Origin of the sequence: Leclercia adecarboxylata (assembly GCF_035787115.1) — a bacterium.
GTDB classification, from domain to species: Bacteria; Pseudomonadota; Gammaproteobacteria; order Enterobacterales; family Enterobacteriaceae; genus Enterobacter; species Enterobacter adecarboxylatus_E.
In genome coordinates this window covers 1,386,413-1,409,996 of the sequence record NZ_JALKTL010000001.1, presented here as the reverse complement: position 1 = coordinate 1,409,996, position 23,584 = coordinate 1,386,413, and the positions used below count along the sequence as shown (strand labels likewise).

Below are 23,584 nucleotides of genomic sequence, written 5' to 3'. Positions count from 1 at the left end.
AATGGTGCGACATGGACTCAATCGAACAACAACTCACCGAACTGCGAACCACGCTTCGCCACCATGAATATCTCTATCATGTGATGGATGCACCGGAAGTTCCGGACGCAGAATATGACCGTCTGATGCGTGAACTGCGCGAGCTTGAAGCGCAGTACCCCGAGTTAATCACGCCGGATTCACCGACCCAGCGCGTGGGGGCAGCACCGCTGGCCTTTTTCAGTCAGGTGCGCCATGAAGTGCCCATGCTGTCGCTGGATAACGTCTTTGATGAAGAGAGCTTCCTGGCGTTCAATAAACGCGTCCAGGATCGCCTGAAGCAGACCGATGCCCTCAGCTGGTGCTGCGAGCTAAAGCTGGATGGATTGGCGGTCAGTATTCTGTACGAAAACGGGGTGATGATTCGTGCCGCCACCCGTGGCGACGGCACCACAGGCGAGGATATTACCGCCAATGTGCGCACTATTCGCGCCATTCCGCTCAAATTACATGGCGAGAACATTCCGGCACGTCTGGAAGTGCGTGGCGAAGTGTTTCTGCCGCAGGCGGGTTTTGAAAAAATTAACGAAGAGGCGCGCCGCACCGGCGGGAAGATCTTCGCTAACCCTCGCAACGCTGCTGCAGGTTCGCTGCGCCAGCTGGATCCGCGCATTACCGCGAAGCGCCCCCTGACGTTTTTCTGCTATGGCGTAGGCATCCTGGAAGGAGGAGAGCTGCCCGATACTCATCTGGGTCGCCTGCTGCAGTTTAAAGCCTGGGGGCTGCCGGTAAGTAATCGGGTTCAGCTGTGTGACTCGCCGGAAGCGGTGCTGGCGTTTTATCGTCAGGTTGAAGTCGATCGTCCGACGCTGGGGTTTGATATCGACGGGGTGGTAATCAAAGTTAACGCTCTTGCCCTGCAGGAGCAGCTTGGCTTTGTGGCTCGCGCGCCGCGCTGGGCGGTAGCTTTTAAATTCCCCGCGCAGGAGCAGATGACCTTCGTGCGTGATGTGGAGTTCCAGGTGGGTCGTACCGGGGCGATAACGCCGGTCGCGCGCCTGGAGCCCGTGCAGGTCGCCGGGGTACTGGTCAGCAATGCAACCCTGCATAACGCCGATGAGATCGACCGCCTGGGGCTGCGCATTGGCGATAAAGTGGTGATTCGACGTGCCGGGGACGTGATCCCGCAGGTTGTTAACGTGGTTGAATCAGAACGTCCTGAAGATACGCGCGCCGTAGAGTTTCCGACTCACTGTCCGGTGTGCGGCTCAGACGTTGAACGCGTCGAGGGTGAGGCCGTTGCTCGCTGTACCGGCGGTTTAGTCTGCGGTGCCCAGCGTAAAGAGTCGCTGAAGCATTTTGTCTCCCGCCGGGCGATGGACGTTGACGGCATGGGCGACAAAATCATCGACCAGCTGGTTGAGAAAGAGTATGTCCATACCCCTGCTGACCTGTTCCGCCTGACCCCAGGTAAACTTACCGGGCTGGATCGCATGGGGCCGAAATCCGCGCAGAACGTGGCCGATGCGCTGGAAAAGGCCAAAGAGACCACCTTTGCCCGTTTCCTGTATGCGCTGGGGATCCGCGAAGTGGGGGAGGCGACGGCGGCCGGGCTGGCGGCCTATTTCAGTACGCTGGAAGCGCTCGAAAAGGCCACCGTTGAGGAACTGCAAAAGGTACCGGACGTCGGCATTGTTGTGGCTACCCATGTCTTTAACTTCTTCTCAGAAGAGAGCAACCGCGACGTTATCGGCCAGTTGCTTAACGAAGGTATCCGCTGGCCAACGCCGGTAGCAATCAATGCTGAAGAGATCGACAGCCCGTTCGCCGGTAAAACCGTGGTGCTGACCGGCAGCCTGAGCCAGCTCTCGCGCGATGATGCCAAAGCGCGTCTGGTCGCGCTGGGCGCAAAAGTGGCAGGCAGCGTATCGAAGAAAACCGACCTGGTGATTGCCGGTGAAGCGGCTGGCTCTAAACTTGCGAAAGCGCAGGAGCTGGGTATTGCGGTCATCGACGAAGCCGAAATGCTGCGTCTGCTGGGAGAGTAACGTGGACAAAGCGCAGCTTGTTGAGATAGCCAATACTGAGATGCCGTTCGGGAAGTATAAAGGCCGACGGCTGATTGACTTGCCGGAGGAGTATTTGCTGTGGTTTGCCCGTAAGGATGAATTTCCTGCCGGGCATCTTGGTGAGCTCATGGCGTTGACGCTACTGATTAAAACCGAAGGGCTGACCCAGCTGGTTCAGCCCCTGAGACGTCCTTAAACCTTTGCCGCGCGGGCCTGCTCCCGGGCCTGTAGCTCATCGGTCTGGCGCCTGTAGCGACGCGCCAGCACCGCGCAAATCATAAGCTGCAGCTGGTGGAAGATCATCAGCGGCAGCACCATCATCCCAACTACCGACACTGGAAACAGAATGTTGGCCATCGGGATGCCGTTTGCCAGACTCTTTTTCGATCCGCAGAAGACGATGGTAATTTCGTCGGCTTTGTTAAACCCGAAGCGGCGTGCGGCAAAGACGTTGATGGCAATGATAATCGCCAGCAATACCAGGCTGACCACCACGATAAACAGCAGCGATCCCACCCCAACCTTATTCCAGATGCCATTTACCACGGCTTCACTGAACGCGGAATAGACCACCAGCAGAATGGATGATTGATCGGTTTTGGCGATCCACTTCTTATGTTTCGCCACAAATGCCCCGGTCCACGGGCGGGAAAGATGTCCCAGTACAAACGGCAGCAGCAGCTGGAGCATGATTTTGCCCACCTGGTCCAGGCTCCCTTCCGCCCCGTGCATATTCATCACCAGCCCTACCAGCAGCGGCGAGAGAAAAATCCCTAACAGGCTGGAGGCTGACGCTGAACAGACGGCGGCCGCGACATTACCGCCCGCCATAGAGGTAAAGGCGATCGCCGACTGCACCGTGGCAGGCAAAATACACAGATACAGGAAGCCGGTATAAAGTGCCGGGTCAACGTTAACCGGCGCCCACCAGGCAAATAGCACGCCCAGCACCGGGAAAATGACAAAGGTGCTGCACATTACCCACAGGTGCAGTCGCCAGTGGCTGCCGCCAGCGATAATCGCTTCGCGGGAGAGCTTTGCCCCATGCATAAAGAACAGCAGCGCGATGGCAGCAGTGGTTAAATTTTCAAAAAAGGGGACAAAGCCGCCGCGGGCCGGGAAGAAAGAGGCAAGCAGGACAACGACAATCAAGATGATAGTGAACGGGTCAAGGATGCGGGAAAGTTTCATAAACACTCCTGAAAACAGATAGCGCTATTGTGCTTTTATCCGTTTGAGAAATAAAATTGATTTATTGCATCAATTCATGAGTAAAACAGATGAATTACTCGTTACGACAGCTGCGTGTGTTTGTCACCGTCGCGCAAGCCAGAAGTTTCAGCCGCGCGGGGGCGATCATTGGACTGAGCCAGTCAGCGGTCAGCCATAGCGTGAAGGAGCTGGAGCAGCAGACCGGCGTAAGGTTGATCGACAGAACCACTCGTGAAGTGGTACTGACGGAAGCGGGCCAGCAGCTTGCTGCCCGGCTGGAGAGGATCCTGGATGAGCTCTCCAGCACGTTGCGGGATGTGGGGCGGGTAGGGCAGCAGCTTTCCGGTACGGTTCGCGTTGCCGCCAGCCAGACGATTTCGGCGCACTTAATTCCACACTGTATCGCACAGAGCAATCAGCAGTACCCGGATATCGATTTTGTACTGCATGACCGACCGCAGCAGTGGGTGCTGGAGAGTATTCGCCTGGGGGAAGTGGATTTTGGCATCGTTATCGATCCGGGGCCGGTTAGCGACCTGGAGTGCGAAGAGGTGCTTTCAGAGCCCTTCTTATTGCTCTGTCGTGACGACGATCCGCTGGCTGCAAAAGAGAAAGTCACCTGGCAGGCGCTTCAGGGGGCCAAACTGGTATTACAGGATTACGCCTCTGGCAGCCGACCGTTGATCGATGCGGCCCTGGCTAAGCAGCAGGTGAGGGCGACGATTGTGCAGGAGATTGGCCATCCCGCCACGCTCTTTCCAATGGTGGAGGCCGGAATAGGGATTAGCGTGCTGCCGGCGCTGGCGCTCCCATTGCCGCAGGGGAGCCGGTTAACGGTCAAGCGCTTCACGCCGATGATCGAGCGCAAGCTGATGCTTGTCCGTCGCAAAAATCGCTCGCTTTCAGGGGCCGCGCAGGCGCTGTGGGAGGTGGTGCGTATGCAGGCACAGCGGCTGACACTGGCCCGCACACGCGATCCGCTCTTTATTACTGAGGATACTTAAACGTAAATATCAATCTGGTATTCAGCAAAATGGGCATTAACACCTTCCACTTTACCCTGCTGTTTCTCCTGCTTCTGCTGAGCTTCTTCCGCCTGGCGGCGTTGCAACTGCTCCAGCTGCGCCTGCAGCATTCTGATTTGTGCCTGCAGCAGATCCTGCTGAGTTTGTTTCTCTTCAGCCGTGCCGCTGCCGTTGGCGACATCTTTCAGCTGCTTAGTCAGTTTCGTGATTTGTGAGGTAAGGCGGCTGATTTGTGACGCAATATCGCTACCGGCTGAGCCATCGCTGCTGCTTTGGGTCTGTGTGGAAGGTGTTGATATATGAATGGTTGTCATGATGAGAGTCTCTTGCCCAAAAAAGAGGTATCGGTACAAATTTGAAGGGCTTGAGAAGGGCTACCGGAACGGGTAGGTATCGCAGACAGCAAAAAGGCGCCTTTAGGGCGCCTTTTTACATTGGTGGGTCGTGCAGGATGACTCGCTGCGCTCGCCCTTCGGGCCGTCGCCGCGGGCGGCTCCGTTGACTCACTTCGTTCGGCCCGAACCTGCGGCAGGTTCGAATCGTCGGAATTGCAGACAGCAAAAAGGCGCCTTTAGGGCGCCTTTTTACATTGGTGGGTCGTGCAGGATTCGAACCTGCGACCAATTGATTAAAAGTCAACTGCTCTACCAACTGAGCTAACGACCCGAAGTGGTGGGTGATGACGGGATCGAACCGCCGACCCCCTCCTTGTAAGGGAGGTGCTCTCCCAGCTGAGCTAATCACCCACTTCGGTACTTCATTTTACTGCAAGAAATCCAGCTGGCGAGAAAGTGGTGGGTGATGACGGGATCGAACCGCCGACCCCCTCCTTGTAAGGGAGGTGCTCTCCCAGCTGAGCTAATCACCCACTTCTCAATTTCTTGCTACACGGCGGAGACTACATTAAGTAGTTGGTGGGTGATGACGGGTTCGAACCGCCGACCCCCTCCTTGTAAGGGAGGTGCTCTCCCAGCTGAGCTAATCACCCCCGCTGTGTGGAGTCGCATTATAGGGAGAGTTGAAAATGAGTCAACGCCTTTTCTAAAGATTTTGTTCGTTCGTCGTAAAATTAAACAAAACGATCGCAAAACCGCCTGTGATGCATGATTTCTAAACAAAAACGGCTACAGAGAACGATCTGGCAGCAACAAGATTGAGGAATCAGGCTGGAGTGATAGAATATTGCCCACTTTAGTTTCCAGGATATGCCGGTTGTCGGCATCTTTATCACTGTAAGGCCACTTCATGAAAATCAAAACTCGCTTCGCGCCAAGCCCGACAGGCTACCTGCACGTCGGCGGTGCGCGTACTGCTCTCTATTCCTGGCTGTTTGCTCGCAACCAGGGCGGTGAGTTTGTGCTGCGTATCGAGGATACCGATCTCGAACGCTCCACGCCGGAAGCAATCGAAGCCATTATGGACGGTATGAACTGGCTTAATCTGGACTGGGACGAAGGCCCATATTTCCAGACCAAACGTTTTGATCGCTACAATGCAGTTATTGATGAAATGCTTGAAGCGGGCACTGCATATAAGTGCTACTGCTCCAAAGAGCGTCTGGAAGCGCTGCGTGAAGAACAGATGGCGAAGAACGAAAAGCCACGTTATGACGGTCGCTGCCGCCACGATCATGCACATCACGCGGCGGATGAGCCGTGCGTGGTGCGTTTCGCTAACCCGCAGGAAGGCTCGGTCATTTTTGACGATCAGATCCGCGGCCCGATCGAATTCAGCAACCAGGAGCTGGACGATCTGATTATCCGCCGTACAGACGGTTCACCAACCTATAACTTCTGTGTTGTGGTTGATGACTGGGATATGGCGATCACCCACGTAGTGCGTGGCGAAGACCATATCAATAACACCCCACGTCAGATCAATATCCTTAAAGCGTTGAATGCGCCGGTACCGGTTTACGCGCACGTTTCTATGATTAACGGCGACGACGGCAAAAAACTCTCTAAACGCCACGGCGCGGTCAGCGTTATGCAGTACCGCGACGACGGCTACCTGCCGGAAGCATTGCTGAACTATCTGGTGCGCCTGGGCTGGTCCCATGGCGATCAGGAGATCTTCAGTCGCGAAGAGATGATCCAGCTCTTCTCCCTGAGCGCGGTGGGTAAATCTGCAAGTGCGTTCAACACTGATAAACTGTTGTGGCTGAATCATCACTACATCAATACCCTGCCACCAGAGTACGTTGCTACCCAGCTGCAGTGGCACATCGAGCAGGCAAACATTGATACCCGCAATGGTCCACAGCTGGCCGATCTGATTAAGCTGCTGGGCGAACGCTGTAAGACGCTGAAAGAAATCGCTGAAAACTGCCGTTACTTCTATGAAGAGTATGACGAGTTTGATGCCGATGCCGCGAAGAAGCACCTGCGCCCGGTTGCACGCCAGCCGCTGGAAGTGGTTCGCGATAAGCTGGCCGCTCTTACTGACTGGAGCGCTGAAAATGTGCATCAGGCCATTCAGGCGACAGCGGATGAGCTGGAAGTCGGCATGGGTAAAGTCGGTATGCCGCTGCGTGTGGCGGTAACGGGCGCGGGTCAGTCCCCGGCGCTGGACGTTACGGTGCACGCGATTGGCAAAACCCGCAGCGTGGCGCGTATCAACAGAGCGCTGGAGTTTATCGCTGAGCGCGAAAGCCAGCAGTAAGCAGAAACAAAAACGGCAGGTTTCCCTGCCGTTTTTTATTCCTCTGGCTGATGAATGTTCAGCCGCACCAGAAAACCCTGTATCCCTTCTCGTGTCAGCAGCGTTTCAAGCCGCTCTTGTTCCCCTAAGGTCATATTCTCCAGCGCATTAATGATTCCGGGTAGCACGGCAACGGGTTTGGCGTCTCCGTAGCTGGCTGCGTTCTCTGCCAGCTGGTAGAGTGCCTGTCGTTTACGAATGGCGGGGATATTCATGATGTGCTTGCGCACCTGGTCATCAATATGGATAAGGCGCGCCCGCCCGCCTTTAACGCCATTAATGCCTTCCGTTTTCCAGCCTTTATTGCGCACCCAGCGGTTTACGGTTTGCCTGGCGACCCCCAGCGCCACCGCCAGCTCTTCGGTGGTCATTTTGCTACGTAATTTTTTCATATCAGTTCTGATCGCGGATCCCTAAACGTTGCAACAATCCGGAAATCCCTTCCCGGAGTAATAAAGAGGTCAGTTGTTTCTGCTCTGTTGGTGTCATTTCGTTGGCCAGCGTGATCAGCAGCGCCTGTAGCGAGTTATCGGCGTAAACGTCCGGTGATGAGGCCGCATCCGGGACTCTACGCGCATTGCGGATAAATTCCCTGACTTTCTCATTCACATGCACCAGGCGCGCTTTACCGCCCTGGACACCGGGTTTTGGCGATGTTGACCAACCCTCTTTCCGCACCCATTTATTGATGGTCTGTCGGCTATAGCCAGTGAGCCGGGCCAACTCTTCCGGCGTCATTCGTTCCTTGATCATGCAATTTCCTGAGTAAGAGTGTGGTTAATTAGTGGGTCATTTTATAACATCGTTTTACTGGAAAACGTGACAAGATTAACTCATGGCTGCGAGCATGCTCGCAATGTGATTCATTTGCATGAATTTTCAGCGATTGAATCACGGTGTGAGAATTTGCCGTTGACACTCAGCAATGGAATTCATATGATGCCGCCCGTCAACACGACAGGCTTTACGCGATGGGGCTATAGCTCAGCTGGGAGAGCGCTTGCATGGCATGCAAGAGGTCAGCGGTTCGATCCCGCTTAGCTCCACCAAACTCTGAACCCAACAGAGTAGGGTGCGTAAAGAATACTGTGGGGCTATAGCTCAGCTGGGAGAGCGCTTGCATGGCATGCAAGAGGTCAGCGGTTCGATCCCGCTTAGCTCCACCAAAATTTGAACCCTCGCCAGCTGGCGGGGGTTTTTTTATGCCCTCAACATCCCGTTTTAACCCCTTGCTGTCCTGTAAATAAAGCTTATTTGAGATTATTCCTGAGCAGGAAATGCTATTTCCTCACCCTTGCCTTGAATCACTTGCGCAAAGAAATTATTCTTATTGAGAAAAGAATATCGCCAGGTAAATAGTTTAATAAAATTAATGAATATCAAAATTAATATTAACTTCAAGAGCTTCTCGCTCGCTTTGGCATTATGCCTGGTTGTTGTCCCTTTCTCCCGCCTTATTTCACCGACGTCTTCGATCGATGGTTTTGAAGTTTATCTGGCATGGATGCCACTGAGCGTAATGCTGGCGATAATCTTATTGTTTGGTCGTCAGGGGATTCTCCCAATCGTTATCAGCTTTGCCATAATTAACGAATGGAATTTAAATTTAACGCCAGGCCAGGATGCTATTTTGCTCTTTTGTCAGGTGTTTAGCACGTTCATAATAAGCGGGATCCTGCGATGGCAACTCGGCTCGCGCTGGCGCTATCACGTTCCTAATCGCTTTATCGGAGCGCGTATTTTCTGGTTAGGATTTATCCTGCCTCTGGCAATAAAACTCTCGATGTCCCTGGCCGGTTATTTATGTGATTTTCCAGTTACCCTTGCGAATTTCACCGACCGAGGTTCTGTTATATATCATATTGTGGATATTCAGAGCCTGATTTGTGCCGTGCTGATCTTTACAATGCTCTTCTATTATCCCTTGAGAATGGTTATTAATCCGAACTATGCGCGGGCTTTCTGGCGAAGGAATATTCATAACTCATTTTCATCTCGCAACCGAATATTCACATCTGTATTACTTCTCTCTCTTGTTGCTTTCCTTTTACTACTCTGTCTACCTTTTACCTCCGATATTATTGCGGGCTACCTGGTTCCCGTTATATTCATTTTATTCACTTTAGGCGTCAGTCGATTTCGTTATCCCTTCATTGCGCTGGGCTGGGCGCTGAGCGCCTTGCTGCTGCTTACCTATAACAGCAATTTTTTACAGGGCGTGCAGAACGGCTACTCACTGGCGTTTGTGCTGTCGGTGCTTATCTCCTTCGCTATCTGTCTGGCTTATATGTCCCGCATTTTTCAGCGCAGCGAATGGCTTAAACGTGGCTGGCAGGAGAGGGCGCTGATCGATCCCCTGACGGGGCTGCGTAACCTGCGCGCGCTGGAATGTTTTCTGAAAGACAACAGGGATATCAGCCTGTGCTGTCTGCGCATGGATAACCTTGAGTTCCTGAGCCGACATTACGGCCTGATGATGCGTGTGCAGTGTAAACGGGCCATCATTCGCCAGTTGCAGCCCTTGCTGATGGCCAATGAGCAGGTTTTCCAGATCCCGGGGAATGAGCTGGTGGTGGTGCTCAACGGCCCGGAAATTGGTGCACGCTTACAACACATAACTGATTACCTGAACAGCCGCAAAATTTACTGGAACAATACCGCCCTGGACATTGAGTTTGGCGGCGCGTGGGGAGGGGTGGAGTACAACTGTGGGGAGAGCCTGTACCACACGCTGGGCCAGCTTAGCTGGCTGGCGGAAAAGGCCTGCTCGGCCAATCAGGTTTTGTCGCTGAACAACAGCCTTGAGACGGTTTCGGGGCAAACCACAGACCGCGTGCTGATGCTGAGCCGCATTAAACGCGCGCTGGATGAGGGGGGATTGCGCCTTTACGCGCAACCCATTCAGCGAGCCGATGGTGCGGGCTATCACGAAATTCTGTCGCGCCTGGAAAGCGAGGGTGAAATCCTGACGCCTGATAAGTTTCTGCCACTGGTGGCGCAATTTAACCTGAGCAGACGCTTTGATATTAGCGTGGTTCAGGCGCTGCTGGTCTGGCTGCAGAACCATCCCTCAGAAGATTCCAGCGCCCGTTTCTCCGTGAATCTGATGCCGTTAACGCTGATGCAAAAAGAGGTGGCGTCAGAGATCGTTGCGCTGTTTGAGCATTACAGCGTGAAGCCGGAGACGGTGATTATCGAGGTGACCGAAGAGCAGGCGTTCTCCAACTCGGAAGTCAGCATCGCTAATATTCAGCAGCTGCGTCAGTATGGCTTTAAAATTGCCATCGACGACTTCGGTACCGGCTATGCCAATTACGAACGGCTCAAGCGTCTGCAGGCGGATATCATAAAAATTGATGGCTGCTTCGTGAAGGATATTTGTAGCGACAGTATGGATGCGATGATTGTGAAGTCGATTTGCAATCTGGCGAAGACCCGATCGCTGTGCGTGGTGGCGGAGTATGTCGAAACGGAGGCGCAACGGCAAAAATTGCTCGCTTCAGGAGTAGATTATCTGCAGGGATATCTGGTGGGCAAACCGCAACCGCTCAGTGAATGACAGGCGAAAAAAAACCGGGGACGTACCCCGGTTTTTTTTGCTGATTACAGGACCAGTGCGGCGATAGACGCAGACAGTACGCTGACCAGCGTAGAGCCATATACCAGTTTCAGACCGAAGCGGGAAACCACGTTACCCTGCTCTTCATTCAGGCCTTTAATCGCACCGGCGATAATACCGATGGATGAGAAGTTGGCGAAGGAGACCAGGAATACGGACAGAATACCTTCGGCGCGCGGGGAGAGGGTGTCGGCAATTTTCTGCAGATCCATCATGGCGACAAATTCGTTAGAGACCAGTTTGGTCGCCATGATACTGCCCACCTGCAGCGCTTCGCTTGCTGGCACACCCATCACCCAGGCAACCGGATAGAAGATGTAACCCAGAATGCCCTGGAAGGAGATACCCAGCACGGCTGCAAACAGGGCGTTCAGTGCGGAGATCAGCGCGATAAAGCCGATCAGCATCGCGGCAACGATAACCGCCACTTTAAAGCCTGCCAGAATGTATTCACCCAGCATTTCGAAGAAGCTCTGGCCTTCATGCAGATTAGCCATCTGCAGGTTCTCTTCACTCTCATCCACGCGGTACGGGTTGATCAGTGACAGAACGATAAAGGTGCTGAACATGTTCAGAACCAGCGCAGCAACCACATATTTTGGCTCCAGCATGGTCATATACGCGCCCACGATAGACATGGAAACGGTCGACATTGCCGTTGCCGCCATGGTGTACATGCGGTTGCGGGACATTTTTCCGAGGATGTCTTTATACGCGATAAAGTTCTCAGACTGACCAAGGATCAGGGAACTTACGGCGTTGAAAGATTCCAGTTTGCCCATGCCGTTCACTTTAGACAGCACGGTACCGATAGCGCGGATCACAATCGGCAGAATGCGAATGTGCTGCAGGATACCGATAAGGGCTGAGATAAAGACGATTGGACACAGCACTTTCAGGAAGAAGAACGCCAGACCTTCATCGTTCATTTTACCAAATACGAAGTTGGTTCCTTCGTTAGCGAATCCGAGCAGTTTTTCGAACATCTCGGAAAAGCCCTTAACGAAGCCCAGCCCCACGTCTGAGTTCAGGAAGAACCAGGCGAGCAATACTTCAATAACGAGTAACTGAACAACATAGCGAATGCGGATCTTTTTGCGATCGCTGCTGACCAGCAACGCAAGCACGGCAACAACAACGAGTGCCAGGACAAAATGTAGGACGCGGTCCATATTTGCTCCAAATATGAGGCAGGTTTAATTTCGCTGCACATTCTATGAAACAAGCGTAAAGAAAACGAGATCAAAGCCACACTATCATCGCGTCCTGTGACGAGACTCAAAATTAGTGACATACGATACATTTTCGTTATGTTGTGTAAATGAATTAAAAGTTAAGTTTCTGTGCTAGGCTTCACAAAGGTTGCGTGCATTTTTGCCCGTCAGCTTATCCACAATTCCAGCCTGCTTATTGTTCTTCGCTATCGGTGCAATCACTATAACCACTTTAAATGAACTTGATAATCATTCGCATTTTGATAGCATTAAACATAGCAAAGGCTATATTACTGAGGCAAAAATGAGCAACAGTCGCGTTGATGAGAGTAGCAGTGGCAGAGCTGCACGCAAAATGCGGTTCGCATTAATGGGACCTGCGTTTATTGCCGCCATTGGCTATATCGATCCCGGTAACTTTGCGACCAATATTCAGGCCGGGGCCAGCTTTGGCTACAAACTGCTGTGGGTGGTGGTATGGGCCAATCTGATGGCGATGATGATCCAGGTGCTGTCGGCCAAACTGGGCATTGCCACCGGCAAAAACCTCGCGGAGCAGATCCGCGACCACTATCCGCGTCCGCTGGTCTGGTTTTACTGGGTACAGGCCGAGATTATTGCGATGGCGACCGACCTTGCGGAATTTATCGGCGCGGCGATCGGCTTTAAGCTAATCCTTGGCGTGTCGTTGCTGCAGGGCGCGGTCTTAACCGGTATCGCCACCTTCCTGATCCTTATGCTGCAACGACGCGGGCAAAAGCCGCTTGAGAAAGTGATCGGCGGCCTGCTGCTGTTTGTGGCAGCGGCCTATATTGTTGAGCTGATCTTCTCTCAGCCCAACCTTGTGCAGTTGGGGAAAGGGATGGCGATCCCAAGCCTGCCCACCACCGAAGCGGTGTTTCTGGCGGCCGGCGTACTGGGCGCGACCATTATGCCACACGTGATTTACCTGCACTCCTCACTGACCCAGAACCTGCATGGCGGGACACGGCATGAGCGTTACTCCGCCACAAAATGGGATGTGGCCTTCGCCATGACCATTGCCGGCTTTGTGAATCTGGCGATGATGGCGACCGCCGCAGCGGCATTTCATTTCAACGGCCATACCGGTATTGCCGATCTGGATCAGGCGTATCTGACGCTGGAACCGCTCCTGAGTCACGCGGCAGCAACCATTTTTGGTCTGAGTCTGGTGGCGGCGGGCCTCTCCTCCACCGTTGTGGGCACGCTGGCGGGGCAGGTGGTGATGCAGGGATTTGTACGCTTCCATATCCCTTTATGGGTGCGCCGTTCGGTCACCATGCTGCCGTCGTTTATTGTGATCCTGATGGGACTGGAGCCGACCCGTATTCTGGTGATGAGCCAGGTGCTGCTGAGCTTTGGGATTGCGCTGGCGCTGGTGCCGCTGCTGGTGTTTACCAGCGATAAGACATTGATGGGCGATCTGGTGAACAGTGTGACGGTGAAAAGGACAGGCTGGGCGATCGTGGCGCTGGTGGTGGCCCTGAATCTGTGGCTGCTTATCGGTACTGCGTCAGGATTGTAAAAAAGGCGCCGCAAGGCGCCTTTTTTATATCAGTGACGGTGACCGTGCCCGCCATGACCATGCCCGTGGCCTTTGCGGCCGCGATGGTCATCACGATCGCTCCAGCCTGCGCGATAGCCACGCTCATAGGCTTTACGTTTGTCCCAGCCACGGTGGTAGCCGTTATCATGTTTATGCCAGCGGTTGCCACGCCATTCATAATGACGGTGCCAGTAGCCGCGGTCACGCCAGCCGCCGCCGTCCCAGTAGTTACCGTAATTATCGCGATCGCCAATTTGTAATTTTATGGATGGCAACAGGGTGATTTCGCCAGCATTAGCGACCAGCGGGGCTGAAGCCATTAATACTGCTGCCAGAATCAGGGACCTGAACATTATTATTCTCCTTCACGATCGGAGCCGTAACCGGCTTGTTAATGCAATATTAAGGGGCGGTAAAGCCCCGGATAATCGCTTTAACTCCTAATTCAGAAGACGTAGCACTTTTTGCTAAAAGTGCTTTTAATTTACGCTGTCCAGGATAGTTTCTATTTCATTCCGTTCCGCAGGCGTGAAGTGACGGTTAGCCAGCATGCCCACCGCATCGTCAATTTGTGCCGTTTTGCTGGCACCAATCAGCACCGAGGTGACGGCCTCCTGCTGTAACACCCATGCCAGCGCCATCTGGGATAGCTTTTGGTTACGGCGTTCGGCCAGCGCATTGAGTTGCCGCACTTTCGCCAGCTTCTCTTCGGTGAGCTGATCCGGATTGAGGAACCGGCTGCCACTGGCGGCCCGGGAATCGGCCGGAATACCATTCAGATAGCGGTCGGTTAGCTGGCCCCCCGCGAGCGGTGAAAAAGCAATGCAGCCCACCCCTTTATCCTTGAGCACATCCAGTAATCCCGCTTCCGGCGTGCGTTCAAACATCGAGTATTTCGGCTGATGAATAAGACAGGGCGTACCCAAATCGTCGAGGATTTCAATGGCCTGCCGGGCCAGCTCTGCCGGATAGTTGGACAGCCCGACGTACAGGGCCTTACCCTGGCGTACGATATGGTCGAGCGCTTTCATTGTCTCTTTTAACGGCGTTTCGGGGTCCGGACGATGGTGATAGAAGATATCGACATACTCCAGCCCCATGCGTTTCAGGCTCTGATCGAGGCTGGCGATCAGGTATTTACGCGAGCCCCAGTCGCCGTAGGGCCCATCCCACATGGTGTAGCCCGCCTTGGTTGAGATGATTAACTCATCGCGCCAGGCACAGAAATCTTCCTGCAGGATCCGCCCGAAGTTACGCTCTGCCGAGCCCGGCGGTGGACCGTAGTTATTGGCAAGGTCGAAGTGCGTAATACCGACGTCAAAGGCACGATGTAAAAGTTGACGGCTGTTTTCGATCAGGGTGGCATCGCCAAAGTTGTGCCATAGCCCCAGGGAGATGGCGGGGAGCTTAAGACCGCTCTGCCCGCATCGTTGATATGTCATTGACTTATAACGGCTTTGGTCCGCCTGGTAAACCATTAATCCTCTCCCTCTGGGTCAGAATGTCTTTCAGTGTATACGTTTACACTAAACGTCAGACAAGCAGATTACCTCGCGAAAATACGTAAAGCATTATTTCCATAAGCTGATTATCGCCATTCCTGGACAGCAATCACGCTTCTTCAATACTCAAATTGACGTCAACATTATAAGGATAACTGTCATGCATACCCCCTACACCGTCGCCGATTACCTGCTGGACCGTCTTACAGATTGTGGTGCCGATCATCTGTTTGGCGTTCCGGGCGACTACAATCTGCAGTTTCTCGATCACGTTATCGCCAGCCCGGATATTGGCTGGGTCGGTTGTGCCAACGAATTGAATGCGGCCTATGCCGCCGATGGATATGCGCGCTGCAAAGGTTTTGCCGCGCTGCTGACCACATTTGGGGTGGGGGAGCTCAGTGCCATGAACGGCATTGCGGGCAGTTTCGCCGAGCATGTTCCGGTTCTGCATATCGTGGGTGCGCCGGGTAGCGCCTCGCAGAAAAAAGGGGAACTGCTGCACCATACGCTCGGTGATGGCGAGTTTCGACACTTTTATAAGATGAGTGAGCCTGTTACCGTCGCGCAGGCGCACCTGACCGAACAGAATGCCTGCTATGAAATCGACCGGGTATTAACCGAAATGCTGCGAGAGCGCCGTCCCGGCTATATCATGCTGCCTGCCGATGTGGCAAAAAAACCTGCCACCCCGCCTGTAAACGCTCTCATTGATCGCATTTATGAAAGCGACAGCTTCCGTCTTGATGCATTCCGCCAGGCGGCGGAAAAGCGGCTTAGCGCGAGCGAACGCACCGCGCTGCTGGCTGACTTTCTGGTTCTGCGCTACGGCCTGAAAAACCAGCTGCAGCGCTGGGTGGATCAAACGCCAATTGCCCATGCCACCATGCTGATGGGGAAAGGTATTTTTGACGAGCGCAAACCCGGCTTTGCCGGCACCTACAGCGGCTCTGCCAGCGCGGCGGACATCAACGACGCCATTGAAGGCGCCGATACCGTGATCTGCGTGGGCACGCGCTTTACCGATACGCTTACCGCAGGCTTCACCCATAAACTCACCCCGCAGCAGACTATCGATGTTCAGCCGCACACCTCGCGCATCGGAGATGTCTGGTATACCGGGATCCCGATGGCCCAGGCCATTGAGGTGCTCGCCAGCCTGTGCCATCAGTACGCTAACACCAGCAATACGCCCCGCCCGGCAAGACAACTTCATGCGGTAAATCCCGGCTCGCTAACGCAGGACAGCTTCTGGAAAACGCTGCAAACTTATATTCGTCCGGGTGACATTATTCTTGCCGACCAGGGTACCTCGGCGTTTGGCGCCGGCGCGCTGCGTCTGCCGGATGAGGTGAACTTTATCGTGCAGCCGATCTGGGGCTCAATTGGGTACACCCTGGCCGCTGCCTACGGCGCGCAGACCGCCTGCCCGGATCGTCGCGTGATCGCGATTACCGGCGACGGTGCGGCGCAGCTCACCATTCAGGAGCTGGGCTCAATGCTGCGGGACAACCAACGCCCGGTGATCATGGTGCTTAATAACGAAGGCTATACGGTGGAGCGCGCCATTCATGGCCCGAATCAACGCTATAACGACATTGCGCTGTGGAACTGGACGCAGATCCCGCAGGCGCTCAGCCTGAATTGTCAGGCTGAGTGCTGGCGGGTTAGCGAGACGGTGCAGCTTGAAGAGGTGCTGGAGAGAGTGGCGCACCCGGAACGGCTGTCGTTGATTGAGGTTATGCTGCCAAAAGCCGACGTTCCGCCGCTGCTGAGCGGGATCCTCGAGGCGCTGGAGGCACGTAAAAGCGCCTGATTATTTCTCCTGACGTCCGGCAATCATCATCGGTCTGCCCGCCAGCAACAGCCAGGCGGGCAGCATCACGATACAGAGCAGCGGCAGCAGGGTGATGTCCGGCACTACCACGGCCGCCATAAACAGGCTTAGCCACGCATCCCGGGTAACCACCAGCACCAGCCCCAGAATCGAACAGGAAATGGTGATCGCCAGCGGCACGGTCTCAACGTGCTCATGCAGCATCAACCCCAGCGCCACGCCGACAAATACCGCCGGGAAAATGCGCCCCCCGCGAAAACCGCAGGCCGCCGCCACCACCAGCGCCGCCAGTTTGATCAGCGCAAAGAGCAGATAATCTGACACGCTGAATAGCTGGCTGAAGGCCATCTGCTGCATCTCATCCAGCCCCTTAAACAGAGTAATGTTGCCCCCGATGGCCCCCAATATCCCCAGAATAAACCCGCCCACGCCGAGGATAAGCACCGGATGCTTCAGGCGATGCATCAGCTGGTGCAGTCGCGGCAGGCACCACACCGCCACCATGCCCAGCGCGATGGCGATAGCGGCGACAATCGCGCCGCTAATAATATCGACCAGCTGCATCTGGCTGTAGTGGGCAATGGGCAGCGAGAATTGAGGATGAAAAAACAGGCTGGTGGTTAGCGCGCCCGCAGCGGCTGAGAGCAGTGGGGCGAACAGACGATCCCAGAGTGGGATATCCATATTACCACTCAGGGTCTGCGAAAAAATCAGCGCCGCGGCAACCGGGGTGCCGAATAGCGCGCCGATGGTGCCGGCAGAGGCGAGAATAGTCCAGTCAAGGGCGTTGACCCGGGGGAAGACGCGCGCGCCGACGGCGACGGCCAGGGCGATGTTTACCGCCATTACCGGATGCTCAGGCCCGAGGCTGACGCCACCCGCCAGCCCGACAATCAGTGCGATAATCAGGCCGGGCAGGGCTGCGGCATTCACCGGGGCACCAATCAACGGCTCTGTCGCCGGATCCGGCCCGGCATGGCCCGGGCTATAGCGGATGACCAGCCCCACGATGATACCGGTGAGAGTAAGGGTCAAAATAACCCATGCCGGAGAGCTCGCGCTAAGCCCGAGGGAGGCCGGTAATGAGGTCCACAACACCAACTGCAGCACCGAGGCGACTTTCATGATCACAATCAGGATCAGGCTGGATGCGACGCCAATAATTAGTGCAGGAGGGGCCAGCAGCAGCATCGTTCTGGCACGCGGATGGAGCATGATGATTTCCTTGTAGAAAATGGCTCTCTTTACTTTGCACGTTCAGCCTGATGGTAATAGTGCAAATGGTGCTGAAACGGTAAAGTTATTATGTGACGAAGATCGATAATCCTGGGGTGCTTTTATTCAGGTCGTTGTTGTTATCGGGCCTTGAATTTAGAGTGTGCCAAACAGTTATTTTGACTTTAGCGGAGCAGTAGAAGAATGACAAAGTATGCTTTGGTAGGTGATGTAGGGGGGACTAACGCGCGTCTGGCGTTATGTGACGTCAACACCGGCGAAATCTCCCGCGCCAAAACCTATTCCGGGCTGGATTATCCCAGTCTGGAAGCGGTGGTTCGTGTCTATCTGACGGAGCATGATGTCAGCGTTGAGGATGGCTGTATCGCCATTGCCTGCCCGATTACCGGCGACTGGGTGGCGATGACCAACCACACCTGGGCATTCTCTATTGCTGAAATGAGAGCGAACCTCGGTTTTGCGCATCTGGAAATTATTAACGACTTTACCGCGGTATCGATGGCGATTCCGATGTTAAAGCCGGACCATCTGATCCAGTTCGGCGGCACCGGGCCGGTTGAAGGTAAGCCGATTGCCGTGTATGGCGCAGGCACCGGGCTTGGCGTTTCGCATCTGGTGCACGTCGACAAGCGCTGGATCAGCCTGCCAGGCGAAGGCGGCCACGTCGATTTTGCGCCAAACAGCGAAGAAGAGGGCATTATTCTCGAAGAGCTGCGCGCGGAGATCGGCCACGTGTCGGCGGAGCGCGTGCTCTCAGGCCCCGGCCTGGTGAATCTCTACCGGGCTATCGTAAAATCTGACGGGCGTCTGCCAGAAAACCTGCAGCCGAAAGACGTGACCGAACGCGCGCTGGCAGATAGCTGCATCGACTGTCGTCGCGCGCTGTCACTGTTCTGCGTCATTATGGGGCGTTTTGGCGGCAACCTGGCGCTGAACCTGAGCACCTTTGGCGGGGTTTATATCGCGGGCGGGATCGTCCCGCGGTTCCTCGACTTCTTTAAATCATCCGGTTTCCGCGGCGGGTTTGAAGACAAGGGGCGCTTTCGCGATTACGTGCGGGATATCCCGGTGTACCTGATTGTGCATGACAACCCGGGCCTGCTGGGCGCCGGTGCGCATCTGCGTCAGACCCTGGGCCAGGTGCTGTAATGGCTCATCCCCGGTGACGTCCGTTCACCGGGGCTCTCTCTTCACAGGTGCATCAGCTGGCGAAACTCTTTCACCTTGCTGCGACTCACCGGCACCTGAAATTCCAGATCCTTCAGCCGCAAAATATAGGTGTTGTTGAACCAGGGTTCGATCTCGCGGATCTTGTTCAGATTAACGCAGAAGGAACGGTGGCAGCGGAAGAAATGGCTCGTCGACAGTTTGCTACAAAACTCGGTGATGTTCATCGGCATGACGAACGATTCGCGGCGGGTATAGACAAACGTCATCTTCTCATGCGCTTCGGCATAATAGATATCGTCCATCGGCGTCACGATGATGCGCTCATCTTTGATCAGGTTAATGGTGTCATTCTCACGCATCACCGGTGAGGCGGCGGCCTGCTCCGCGCCGGACTGCTGGTGCCAGGCGTGCTCCAGCTTCTGCAGCATGCTGACGATCCGCGACTCCTGATAGGGCTTCAGAATATAGTCGAACGCTTCCAGCTCAAAGGCCTCCACCGCATGCTCTTTCCACGCGGTGACAAAGACGATGAACGGCTTGCTGGCAAACTGGCTGATGTTCTGCGCCAGCAGCACGCCGTCCAGGGACGGGATATTGATATCAAGAAAAATGGCATCGACCCGGTTGTGCTGCAGAAATTTCAGCACGTCCAGCCCGTCCTCAAAGGTGCCGACTATCTCCATCTGGCTGTGTTCTTTAATCAGCCAGCTCAGCTCCTGTTGAGCGAGTATTTCATCTTCCACTATGATGACTTTCATGCGTCACTCTCTCTAAGGCAACAACAGCGTCTGGGCATGAACGGCGGCGCGTTCATTCGGGACATAAAAGGCGATCTCGGTACCTGGCTCAAGGCGGCGAATATGCAACCCTTCGCCATAGAGCAGCTTAACGCGGTGGTGGACATTAAGCAGACCAATTTTATTGCCGGGCATCTCGTTCGACTCCACCCGCTCAATTACTTTCGGATCGATCCCGTGCCCGGTGTCGCGCACCGCCACCCGCACGCGATTGCCACATTCCGCGACGCTTATGGTCACTACGCCTTTACCCTTGCGCGGCTGAATGCCGTGAACAATGGCATTCTCCACCAGCGGCTGGATCAGCAGGCTCGGGATCACGCAGTTCACCTCTTCATCAATGTCATAGATGACCGTGAGCTTATCGCCAAACCGCGCCTGCTCGATGGCGATGTAATCTTTTATCTGGTAAAGCTCTCTCTTGATGTCGATCTGCTCGTCGTCTTTCAGCTCAATGTTGTAGCGCAGATAGCGCGACAAATTGAAGATCAGCTGGCGGGCGGTGTCCGGATTAAGGCGGATCGACGACGAGATCGCGTTCAGCGCATTGAACAGAAAATGGGGATTAATTTTACTTTGCAGGGCGCGCAGCTCAGCCTTATTTGCCATCTCCCGCAGCTGCTCGGCACGGGAGACCTCCAGCTGGGTGGAGATAATCTGCGACAGTCCGACCGCCATCTCCTGCAGAGTGGAGGTAATCTGGTGGGCATGGCAGTAGTAAATTTTTAGCGTGCCGGTGACTACCCCTTTTTCCCACAGGGGAATCACCAGCATGGAGTGGATCTCCGGGGTGCGGTGGGCTTCATCATTATTTTTGATGATGATTTTGCCGCCGTTTATCGCCTGGCGGGTGGTGGGGCTGACGGTATCATCGCTGTCCCGGTAGTTAGCTTCACCCACGCCCACGTAGGCCAGCACCCGGTCTATGTTGGTGATCGCCACCGCATCGGCGTTAATATCCCTGCGGATGATGTCGCACACCTGGCGCAGCGATTCGGCGTTAATATCGCGAAACAGCGGCAACGTTTTATTGGCAATATCCAGCGCCAGCTTGGCCTGTCGGGCGGCACTGGCCTCCTTTTCGCCCTCCACGCTCTGCACCAGCAGCACAATAAAGCCGATGCAGACAGTGCCGAGGATCATTGGGATGCCGATTTTCGAGACAATATCCACCCCCAGTTCGACAGTCGGTGCCCAGGCCACCACCAGAATCATGGTCATGGTTTCACAGACCATCCCACCGAGAATCCCCGCCCGCCAGTGCTGCTGTTTGGGGAATTTACGGTTAATCCAGCCCGACATCACGCCCGCGATGATGCAGGTGATCAGGCAGGGGACAGCCGTCACGCCGCCGATATCGATCAGGTAACGGTGGAGCCCGGCAATAACGCCGGTGATAATCCCTACCCAGGGGCCAAACAGGATCCCTCCTGACATCACGGCGATAATACGCACGTTCACCAGCGAACCTTCCACCGGCACCCCGGACCAGGTACTGAAAAGGGCAAACATTGAGAAGATGACGGTGACCGCCAGCAGCTCCCGCGGCGAGTGGGCGGACTTATGCAGCAGCTCGCGGAACAGGCGGATACGGATGAGAAAGAACAGACAAATCAGCATTAATGCCGCGCGATCGAAAACCGCCAGCAGCATATTGAATATTTCGTGCACGGGAAAACCTGGGAAAACGGGAAAGAGTCATAATAAAAAACCTGACGCTTAATGACCAGCTATCCGTCTGTTTTATCAAATGGGGATAAACCATATTAATGAAAGGGGATTGGGGCAGGAATCATTCAGGGGCGCAAAAAGGGGAAAAGTCACCCGAGCGTCGTAACTATATTGATATTAAAATGTTAATCAGTTGAAATCATAAATGCCGCTTTTCATTTTCGCTTCCGGTTTTGTCCGCAGCAGAGTTCCCGTTTTAGCGCGACGATTTTTTTTTATTTCTCCCCTCGACAAGCTGAATTTTTTCAGGTTATTTTCTAAGCACGCCACATTCGTGGCGACGTCGCTCGGACGGTCCGGGCGCTAACGTAATCTGAGGAATGTATGGCTGACTCCAGTCCTGAACGCCGTTTTTCGCGTATCGATCGTCTTCCCCCCTATGTATTTAATATTACCGCTGAACTGAAAATGGCTGCGCGTCGGCGCGGCGAAGACATTATTGATTTCAGTATGGGCAACCCGGACGGCGCTACGCCGCCGCATATCGTTGAGAAGCTCTGTACTGTCGCCCAGCGCCCGGACACTCATGGCTACTCCACCTCCAAAGGCATTCCACGTTTACGCCGCGCCATCTCGCGCTGGTATCAGGAACGCTATCAGGTTGATATTGACCCCGAGAGTGAAGCTATCGTCACCATCGGGTCGAAAGAGGGGCTGGCGCATCTGATGCTGGCGACGCTGGACCATGGCGACACTGTGCTGGTGCCGAATCCCAGCTACCCGATCCATATTTACGGCGCGGTGATTGCGGGCGCGCAGGTGCGCTCTGTTCCGCTGGTAGAAGGCGTCGACTTTTTCAACGAGCTGGAGCGCGCCATCCGCGAAAGTTATCCGAAGCCGAAGATGATGATCCTCGGATTCCCTTCCAACCCGACCGCACAGTGTGTCGAACTCGATTTCTTCGAGAAAGTGGTGGCGCTGGCGAAGCGCTACGACGTGCTGGTTGTGCATGACCTGGCCTACGCCGATATCGTCTATGACGGCTGGAAAGCGCCGTCGATTATGCAGGTTCCCGGCGCGCGCGATGTCGCGGTGGAATTCTTTACTCTGTCGAAAAGCTACAACATGGCGGGCTGGCGTATCGGCTTTATGGTGGGCAATAAGACGCTGGTCAATGCGCTGGCGCGCATCAAAAGCTACCACGACTATGGCACCTTTACCCCGCTGCAGGTGGCGGCGATTGCTGCCCTCGAGGGCGATCAGCAGTGTGTGAAGGACATTGCTGCCCAGTACAAACGTCGTCGCGATGTGCTGGTCAAAGGGCTACATGAGGCGGGCTGGATGGTCGAGATACCGAAAGCCTCGATGTATGTCTGGGCGAAGATCCCGGAAGCCTACGCTGCGATGGGGTCGCTGGAGTTTGCCAAGAAACTCTTGCAGGACGCGAAGGTATGCGTCTCGCCGGGGATTGGCTTTGGCGACTACGGCGATACGCATGTTCGTTTCGCGCTGATTGAGAACAGCGATCGTATTCGTCAGGCGGTGAGGGGCATTAAAAGCATGTTCCGCGCCGACGGGCTGTTGCCGCAGGTAACCAAAACGACGCCAGAGCAGGCTGGTCAGTAACCATAAAAAAACAGGCGCCTGAGGCGCCTGTTTTTTTGACTGTATTTTCTTTGCTCAGTTCATCATCAGGGCAAACGTGCCAACCCAGGCGAACACAATCACTGAAAAACCCATAAAGAAATATTTCACGTTCATCGCTCCGCGTATTTCGTGATACGCATCAAAAAAACAGAGTCCAACTGAGTATAGAGAGTTGAAGTCAGGCCGGGGCGGAAATGAGAATTTTCCCGTTACGGCGAGGACTCCAGCTCAGAATTCTGTGCTTTCTAATAGCCAGACGGCGCTAATGTACGCCTAAATTTCGGCAGTGACAAGAGGCATTTTTTTAAATAATTTCCGTCACTTACGAGTGTCGTGGAA

At 54.6% G+C, this 23,584-nt stretch carries 20 protein-coding genes, 6 tRNA genes and 1 other RNA gene; 11 read left to right on the top strand and 16 right to left on the bottom strand.

What is annotated here, in order from left to right; genetic code table 11:
* Positions 1-11: 11 nt before the first annotated feature.
* Complete coding sequence (gene ligA, locus MXM41_RS06675; protein ID WP_325930638.1) at positions 12-2,027, top strand: NAD-dependent DNA ligase LigA; 2,016 nt, start codon at positions 12-14, stop codon at positions 2,025-2,027.
* Position 2,028: 1 nt separating this feature from the next.
* On the top strand, positions 2,029-2,244 hold the full coding sequence (locus tag MXM41_RS06670) for a DUF3820 family protein (protein ID WP_325930870.1): 216 nt from the start codon (positions 2,029-2,031) through the stop codon (positions 2,242-2,244).
* Here the strand turns inward: MXM41_RS06670 and MXM41_RS06665 are convergent.
* Positions 2,241-3,239, bottom strand: a complete 999-nt coding sequence (locus tag MXM41_RS06665) for a bile acid:sodium symporter family protein (RefSeq protein ID WP_325930637.1) — start codon at positions 3,237-3,239, stop codon at positions 2,241-2,243. The two genes, MXM41_RS06670 and MXM41_RS06665, sit on opposite strands and share 4 nt — an antisense overlap.
* An 89-nt stretch (positions 3,240-3,328) precedes the next feature.
* Between MXM41_RS06665 and MXM41_RS06660 the strand changes: the two genes are divergently transcribed.
* Positions 3,329-4,264 (top strand): LysR family transcriptional regulator, encoded by a 936-nt coding sequence (locus MXM41_RS06660; RefSeq protein ID WP_325930636.1) that lies wholly within the window; start codon positions 3,329-3,331, stop codon positions 4,262-4,264.
* On the opposite strand, the gene MXM41_RS06655 is transcribed toward MXM41_RS06660, so the two are convergent.
* The 6 genes from MXM41_RS06655 to MXM41_RS06630 form a co-directional block, all read right to left on the bottom strand.
* The gene (locus MXM41_RS06655; protein ID WP_325930635.1) at positions 4,261-4,599 is read right to left on the bottom strand and encodes a FlxA-like family protein; all 339 of its coding nucleotides are present in this window, start codon (positions 4,597-4,599) and stop codon (positions 4,261-4,263) included. The two genes, MXM41_RS06660 and MXM41_RS06655, sit on opposite strands and share 4 nt — an antisense overlap.
* Positions 4,600-4,720: 121 nt before the next feature.
* A non-coding RNA gene (locus MXM41_RS06650) (RtT sRNA) lies at positions 4,721-4,843 on the bottom strand.
* 32 nt (positions 4,844-4,875) lie between these two features.
* Positions 4,876-4,951, bottom strand: a tRNA-Lys gene (locus MXM41_RS06645).
* Between the two features lie 4 nt (positions 4,952-4,955).
* Positions 4,956-5,031 (bottom strand) — tRNA-Val (locus MXM41_RS06640).
* A gap of 46 nt (positions 5,032-5,077) precedes the next feature.
* Positions 5,078-5,153 (bottom strand) — tRNA-Val (locus tag MXM41_RS06635).
* 44 nt (positions 5,154-5,197) lie between these two features.
* Positions 5,198-5,273, bottom strand: a tRNA-Val gene (locus tag MXM41_RS06630).
* Positions 5,274-5,530: 257 nt separating this feature from the next.
* On the opposite strand from MXM41_RS06630, the gene gltX reads away from it, so the two are divergent.
* Positions 5,531-6,946 carry a glutamate--tRNA ligase gene (gltX, locus tag MXM41_RS06625; protein ID WP_325930634.1) on the top strand — a complete coding sequence of 472 codons (1,416 nt, stop codon included), beginning with the start codon at positions 5,531-5,533 and terminating at the stop codon, positions 6,944-6,946.
* A 35-nt stretch (positions 6,947-6,981) separates the two neighbouring features.
* Here gltX and MXM41_RS06620 read toward each other — a convergent pair whose 3' ends face one another.
* Both MXM41_RS06620 and MXM41_RS06615 read right to left on the bottom strand, forming a co-directional pair.
* Complete coding sequence (locus MXM41_RS06620) at positions 6,982-7,377, bottom strand: YfeC-like transcriptional regulator (protein WP_325930633.1); 396 nt, start codon at positions 7,375-7,377, stop codon at positions 6,982-6,984.
* Between the two features lies 1 nt (position 7,378).
* Positions 7,379-7,738 carry a YfeC-like transcriptional regulator gene (locus tag MXM41_RS06615; RefSeq protein WP_325930632.1) on the bottom strand — a complete coding sequence of 120 codons (360 nt, stop codon included), beginning with the start codon at positions 7,736-7,738 and terminating at the stop codon, positions 7,379-7,381.
* A gap of 220 nt (positions 7,739-7,958) precedes the next feature.
* Between MXM41_RS06615 and MXM41_RS06610 the strand changes: the two genes are divergently transcribed.
* The 3 genes from MXM41_RS06610 to MXM41_RS06600 all read left to right on the top strand — a co-directional run bounded on the left by MXM41_RS06610 (position 7,959) and on the right by MXM41_RS06600 (position 10,544).
* Positions 7,959-8,034, top strand: a tRNA-Ala gene (locus tag MXM41_RS06610).
* A gap of 41 nt (positions 8,035-8,075) precedes the next feature.
* A tRNA-Ala gene (locus MXM41_RS06605) sits at positions 8,076-8,151 on the top strand.
* A gap of 206 nt (positions 8,152-8,357) precedes the next feature.
* Positions 8,358-10,544 (top strand): EAL domain-containing protein, encoded by a 2,187-nt coding sequence (locus MXM41_RS06600; protein WP_325930631.1) that lies wholly within the window; start codon positions 8,358-8,360, stop codon positions 10,542-10,544.
* A gap of 44 nt (positions 10,545-10,588) precedes the next feature.
* Here the strand turns inward: MXM41_RS06600 and MXM41_RS06595 are convergent, their stop codons facing one another.
* On the bottom strand, positions 10,589-11,776 hold the full coding sequence (locus MXM41_RS06595) for a NupC/NupG family nucleoside CNT transporter (protein WP_325930630.1): 1,188 nt from the start codon (positions 11,774-11,776) through the stop codon (positions 10,589-10,591).
* A 346-nt stretch (positions 11,777-12,122) separates the two neighbouring features.
* Here MXM41_RS06595 and MXM41_RS06590 point away from each other — a divergent pair, with 346 nt between their 5' ends.
* Entirely contained in the window at positions 12,123-13,364 is a 1,242-nt protein-coding gene (locus MXM41_RS06590) for an Nramp family divalent metal transporter (RefSeq protein WP_325930629.1), read from the top strand.
* Between the two features lie 29 nt (positions 13,365-13,393).
* On the opposite strand, the gene ypeC is transcribed toward MXM41_RS06590, so the two are convergent.
* Complete coding sequence (gene ypeC / locus MXM41_RS06585; protein WP_325930628.1) at positions 13,394-13,738, bottom strand: DUF2502 domain-containing protein YpeC; 345 nt, start codon at positions 13,736-13,738, stop codon at positions 13,394-13,396.
* A gap of 126 nt (positions 13,739-13,864) precedes the next feature.
* Positions 13,865-14,863: an L-glyceraldehyde 3-phosphate reductase gene (gene mgrA, locus MXM41_RS06580; protein ID WP_325930627.1), complete on the bottom strand. Its 999-nt coding sequence runs from the start codon at positions 14,861-14,863 to the stop codon at positions 13,865-13,867.
* Between the two features lie 184 nt (positions 14,864-15,047).
* On the opposite strand from mgrA, the gene ipdC reads away from it, so the two are divergent.
* A complete protein-coding gene (gene ipdC, locus MXM41_RS06575) occupies positions 15,048-16,703 on the top strand; it encodes an indolepyruvate decarboxylase (RefSeq protein ID WP_325930626.1) in 1,656 nt (551 codons plus the stop codon).
* Here ipdC and MXM41_RS06570 read toward each other — a convergent pair whose 3' ends face one another.
* A complete protein-coding gene (locus tag MXM41_RS06570) occupies positions 16,704-17,939 on the bottom strand; it encodes an ion channel protein (RefSeq protein ID WP_325930625.1) in 1,236 nt (411 codons plus the stop codon).
* Between the two features lie 204 nt (positions 17,940-18,143).
* Between MXM41_RS06570 and glk the strand changes: the two genes are divergently transcribed.
* Positions 18,144-19,109 (top strand): glucokinase, encoded by a 966-nt coding sequence (gene glk, locus MXM41_RS06565; RefSeq protein WP_325930624.1) that lies wholly within the window; start codon positions 18,144-18,146, stop codon positions 19,107-19,109.
* Between the two features lie 41 nt (positions 19,110-19,150).
* Here the strand turns inward: glk and MXM41_RS06560 are convergent, their stop codons facing one another.
* Together MXM41_RS06560 and MXM41_RS06555 are read right to left on the bottom strand one after the other, a co-directional pair.
* Positions 19,151-19,888 (bottom strand): LytTR family DNA-binding domain-containing protein, encoded by a 738-nt coding sequence (locus MXM41_RS06560; RefSeq protein WP_325930623.1) that lies wholly within the window; start codon positions 19,886-19,888, stop codon positions 19,151-19,153.
* 12 nt (positions 19,889-19,900) lie between these two features.
* Positions 19,901-21,598, bottom strand: coding sequence for a sensor histidine kinase (locus tag MXM41_RS06555; RefSeq protein WP_325930622.1), 1,698 nt, complete (start codon positions 21,596-21,598; stop codon positions 19,901-19,903).
* 384 nt (positions 21,599-21,982) lie between these two features.
* Between MXM41_RS06555 and alaC the strand changes: the two genes are divergently transcribed.
* Positions 21,983-23,224 (top strand): alanine transaminase, encoded by a 1,242-nt coding sequence (gene alaC / locus MXM41_RS06550; protein ID WP_325930621.1) that lies wholly within the window; start codon positions 21,983-21,985, stop codon positions 23,222-23,224.
* Between the two features lie 54 nt (positions 23,225-23,278).
* Here the strand turns inward: alaC and ypdK are convergent, their stop codons facing one another.
* On the bottom strand, positions 23,279-23,359 hold the full coding sequence (gene ypdK, locus MXM41_RS22810; RefSeq protein ID WP_098946261.1) for a membrane protein YpdK: 81 nt from the start codon (positions 23,357-23,359) through the stop codon (positions 23,279-23,281).
* Positions 23,360-23,584: the final 225 nt, after the last annotated feature.

Excerpts from the sequence above, each read along its gene's own strand:
- ligA (WP_325930638.1), top strand. The coding sequence starts at position 12 with ATGGACTCAATCGAACAACAACTCACCGAACTGCGAACCACGCTTCGC.
- MXM41_RS06665 (WP_325930637.1), bottom strand. The coding sequence starts at position 3,239 with ATGAAACTTTCCCGCATCCTTGACCCGTTCACTATCATCTTGATTGTC.
- MXM41_RS06660 (WP_325930636.1), top strand. The coding sequence starts at position 3,329 with ATGAATTACTCGTTACGACAGCTGCGTGTGTTTGTCACCGTCGCGCAA.
- MXM41_RS06655 (WP_325930635.1), bottom strand. The coding sequence starts at position 4,599 with ATGACAACCATTCATATATCAACACCTTCCACACAGACCCAAAGCAGC.
- gltX (WP_325930634.1), top strand. The coding sequence starts at position 5,531 with ATGAAAATCAAAACTCGCTTCGCGCCAAGCCCGACAGGCTACCTGCAC.
- MXM41_RS06620 (WP_325930633.1), bottom strand. The coding sequence starts at position 7,377 with ATGAAAAAATTACGTAGCAAAATGACCACCGAAGAGCTGGCGGTGGCG.
- MXM41_RS06615 (WP_325930632.1), bottom strand. The coding sequence starts at position 7,738 with ATGATCAAGGAACGAATGACGCCGGAAGAGTTGGCCCGGCTCACTGGC.
- MXM41_RS06600 (WP_325930631.1), top strand. The coding sequence starts at position 8,358 with ATGAATATCAAAATTAATATTAACTTCAAGAGCTTCTCGCTCGCTTTG.
- MXM41_RS06595 (WP_325930630.1), bottom strand. The coding sequence starts at position 11,776 with ATGGACCGCGTCCTACATTTTGTCCTGGCACTCGTTGTTGTTGCCGTG.
- MXM41_RS06590 (WP_325930629.1), top strand. The coding sequence starts at position 12,123 with ATGAGCAACAGTCGCGTTGATGAGAGTAGCAGTGGCAGAGCTGCACGC.
- ypeC (WP_325930628.1), bottom strand. The coding sequence starts at position 13,738 with ATGTTCAGGTCCCTGATTCTGGCAGCAGTATTAATGGCTTCAGCCCCG.
- mgrA (WP_325930627.1), bottom strand. The coding sequence starts at position 14,863 with ATGGTTTACCAGGCGGACCAAAGCCGTTATAAGTCAATGACATATCAA.
- ipdC (WP_325930626.1), top strand. The coding sequence starts at position 15,048 with ATGCATACCCCCTACACCGTCGCCGATTACCTGCTGGACCGTCTTACA.
- MXM41_RS06570 (WP_325930625.1), bottom strand. The coding sequence starts at position 17,939 with ATGCTCCATCCGCGTGCCAGAACGATGCTGCTGCTGGCCCCTCCTGCA.
- glk (WP_325930624.1), top strand. The coding sequence starts at position 18,144 with ATGACAAAGTATGCTTTGGTAGGTGATGTAGGGGGGACTAACGCGCGT.
- MXM41_RS06560 (WP_325930623.1), bottom strand. The coding sequence starts at position 19,888 with ATGAAAGTCATCATAGTGGAAGATGAAATACTCGCTCAACAGGAGCTG.
- alaC (WP_325930621.1), top strand. The coding sequence starts at position 21,983 with ATGGCTGACTCCAGTCCTGAACGCCGTTTTTCGCGTATCGATCGTCTT.
- ypdK (WP_098946261.1), bottom strand. The coding sequence starts at position 23,359 with ATGAACGTGAAATATTTCTTTATGGGTTTTTCAGTGATTGTGTTCGCC.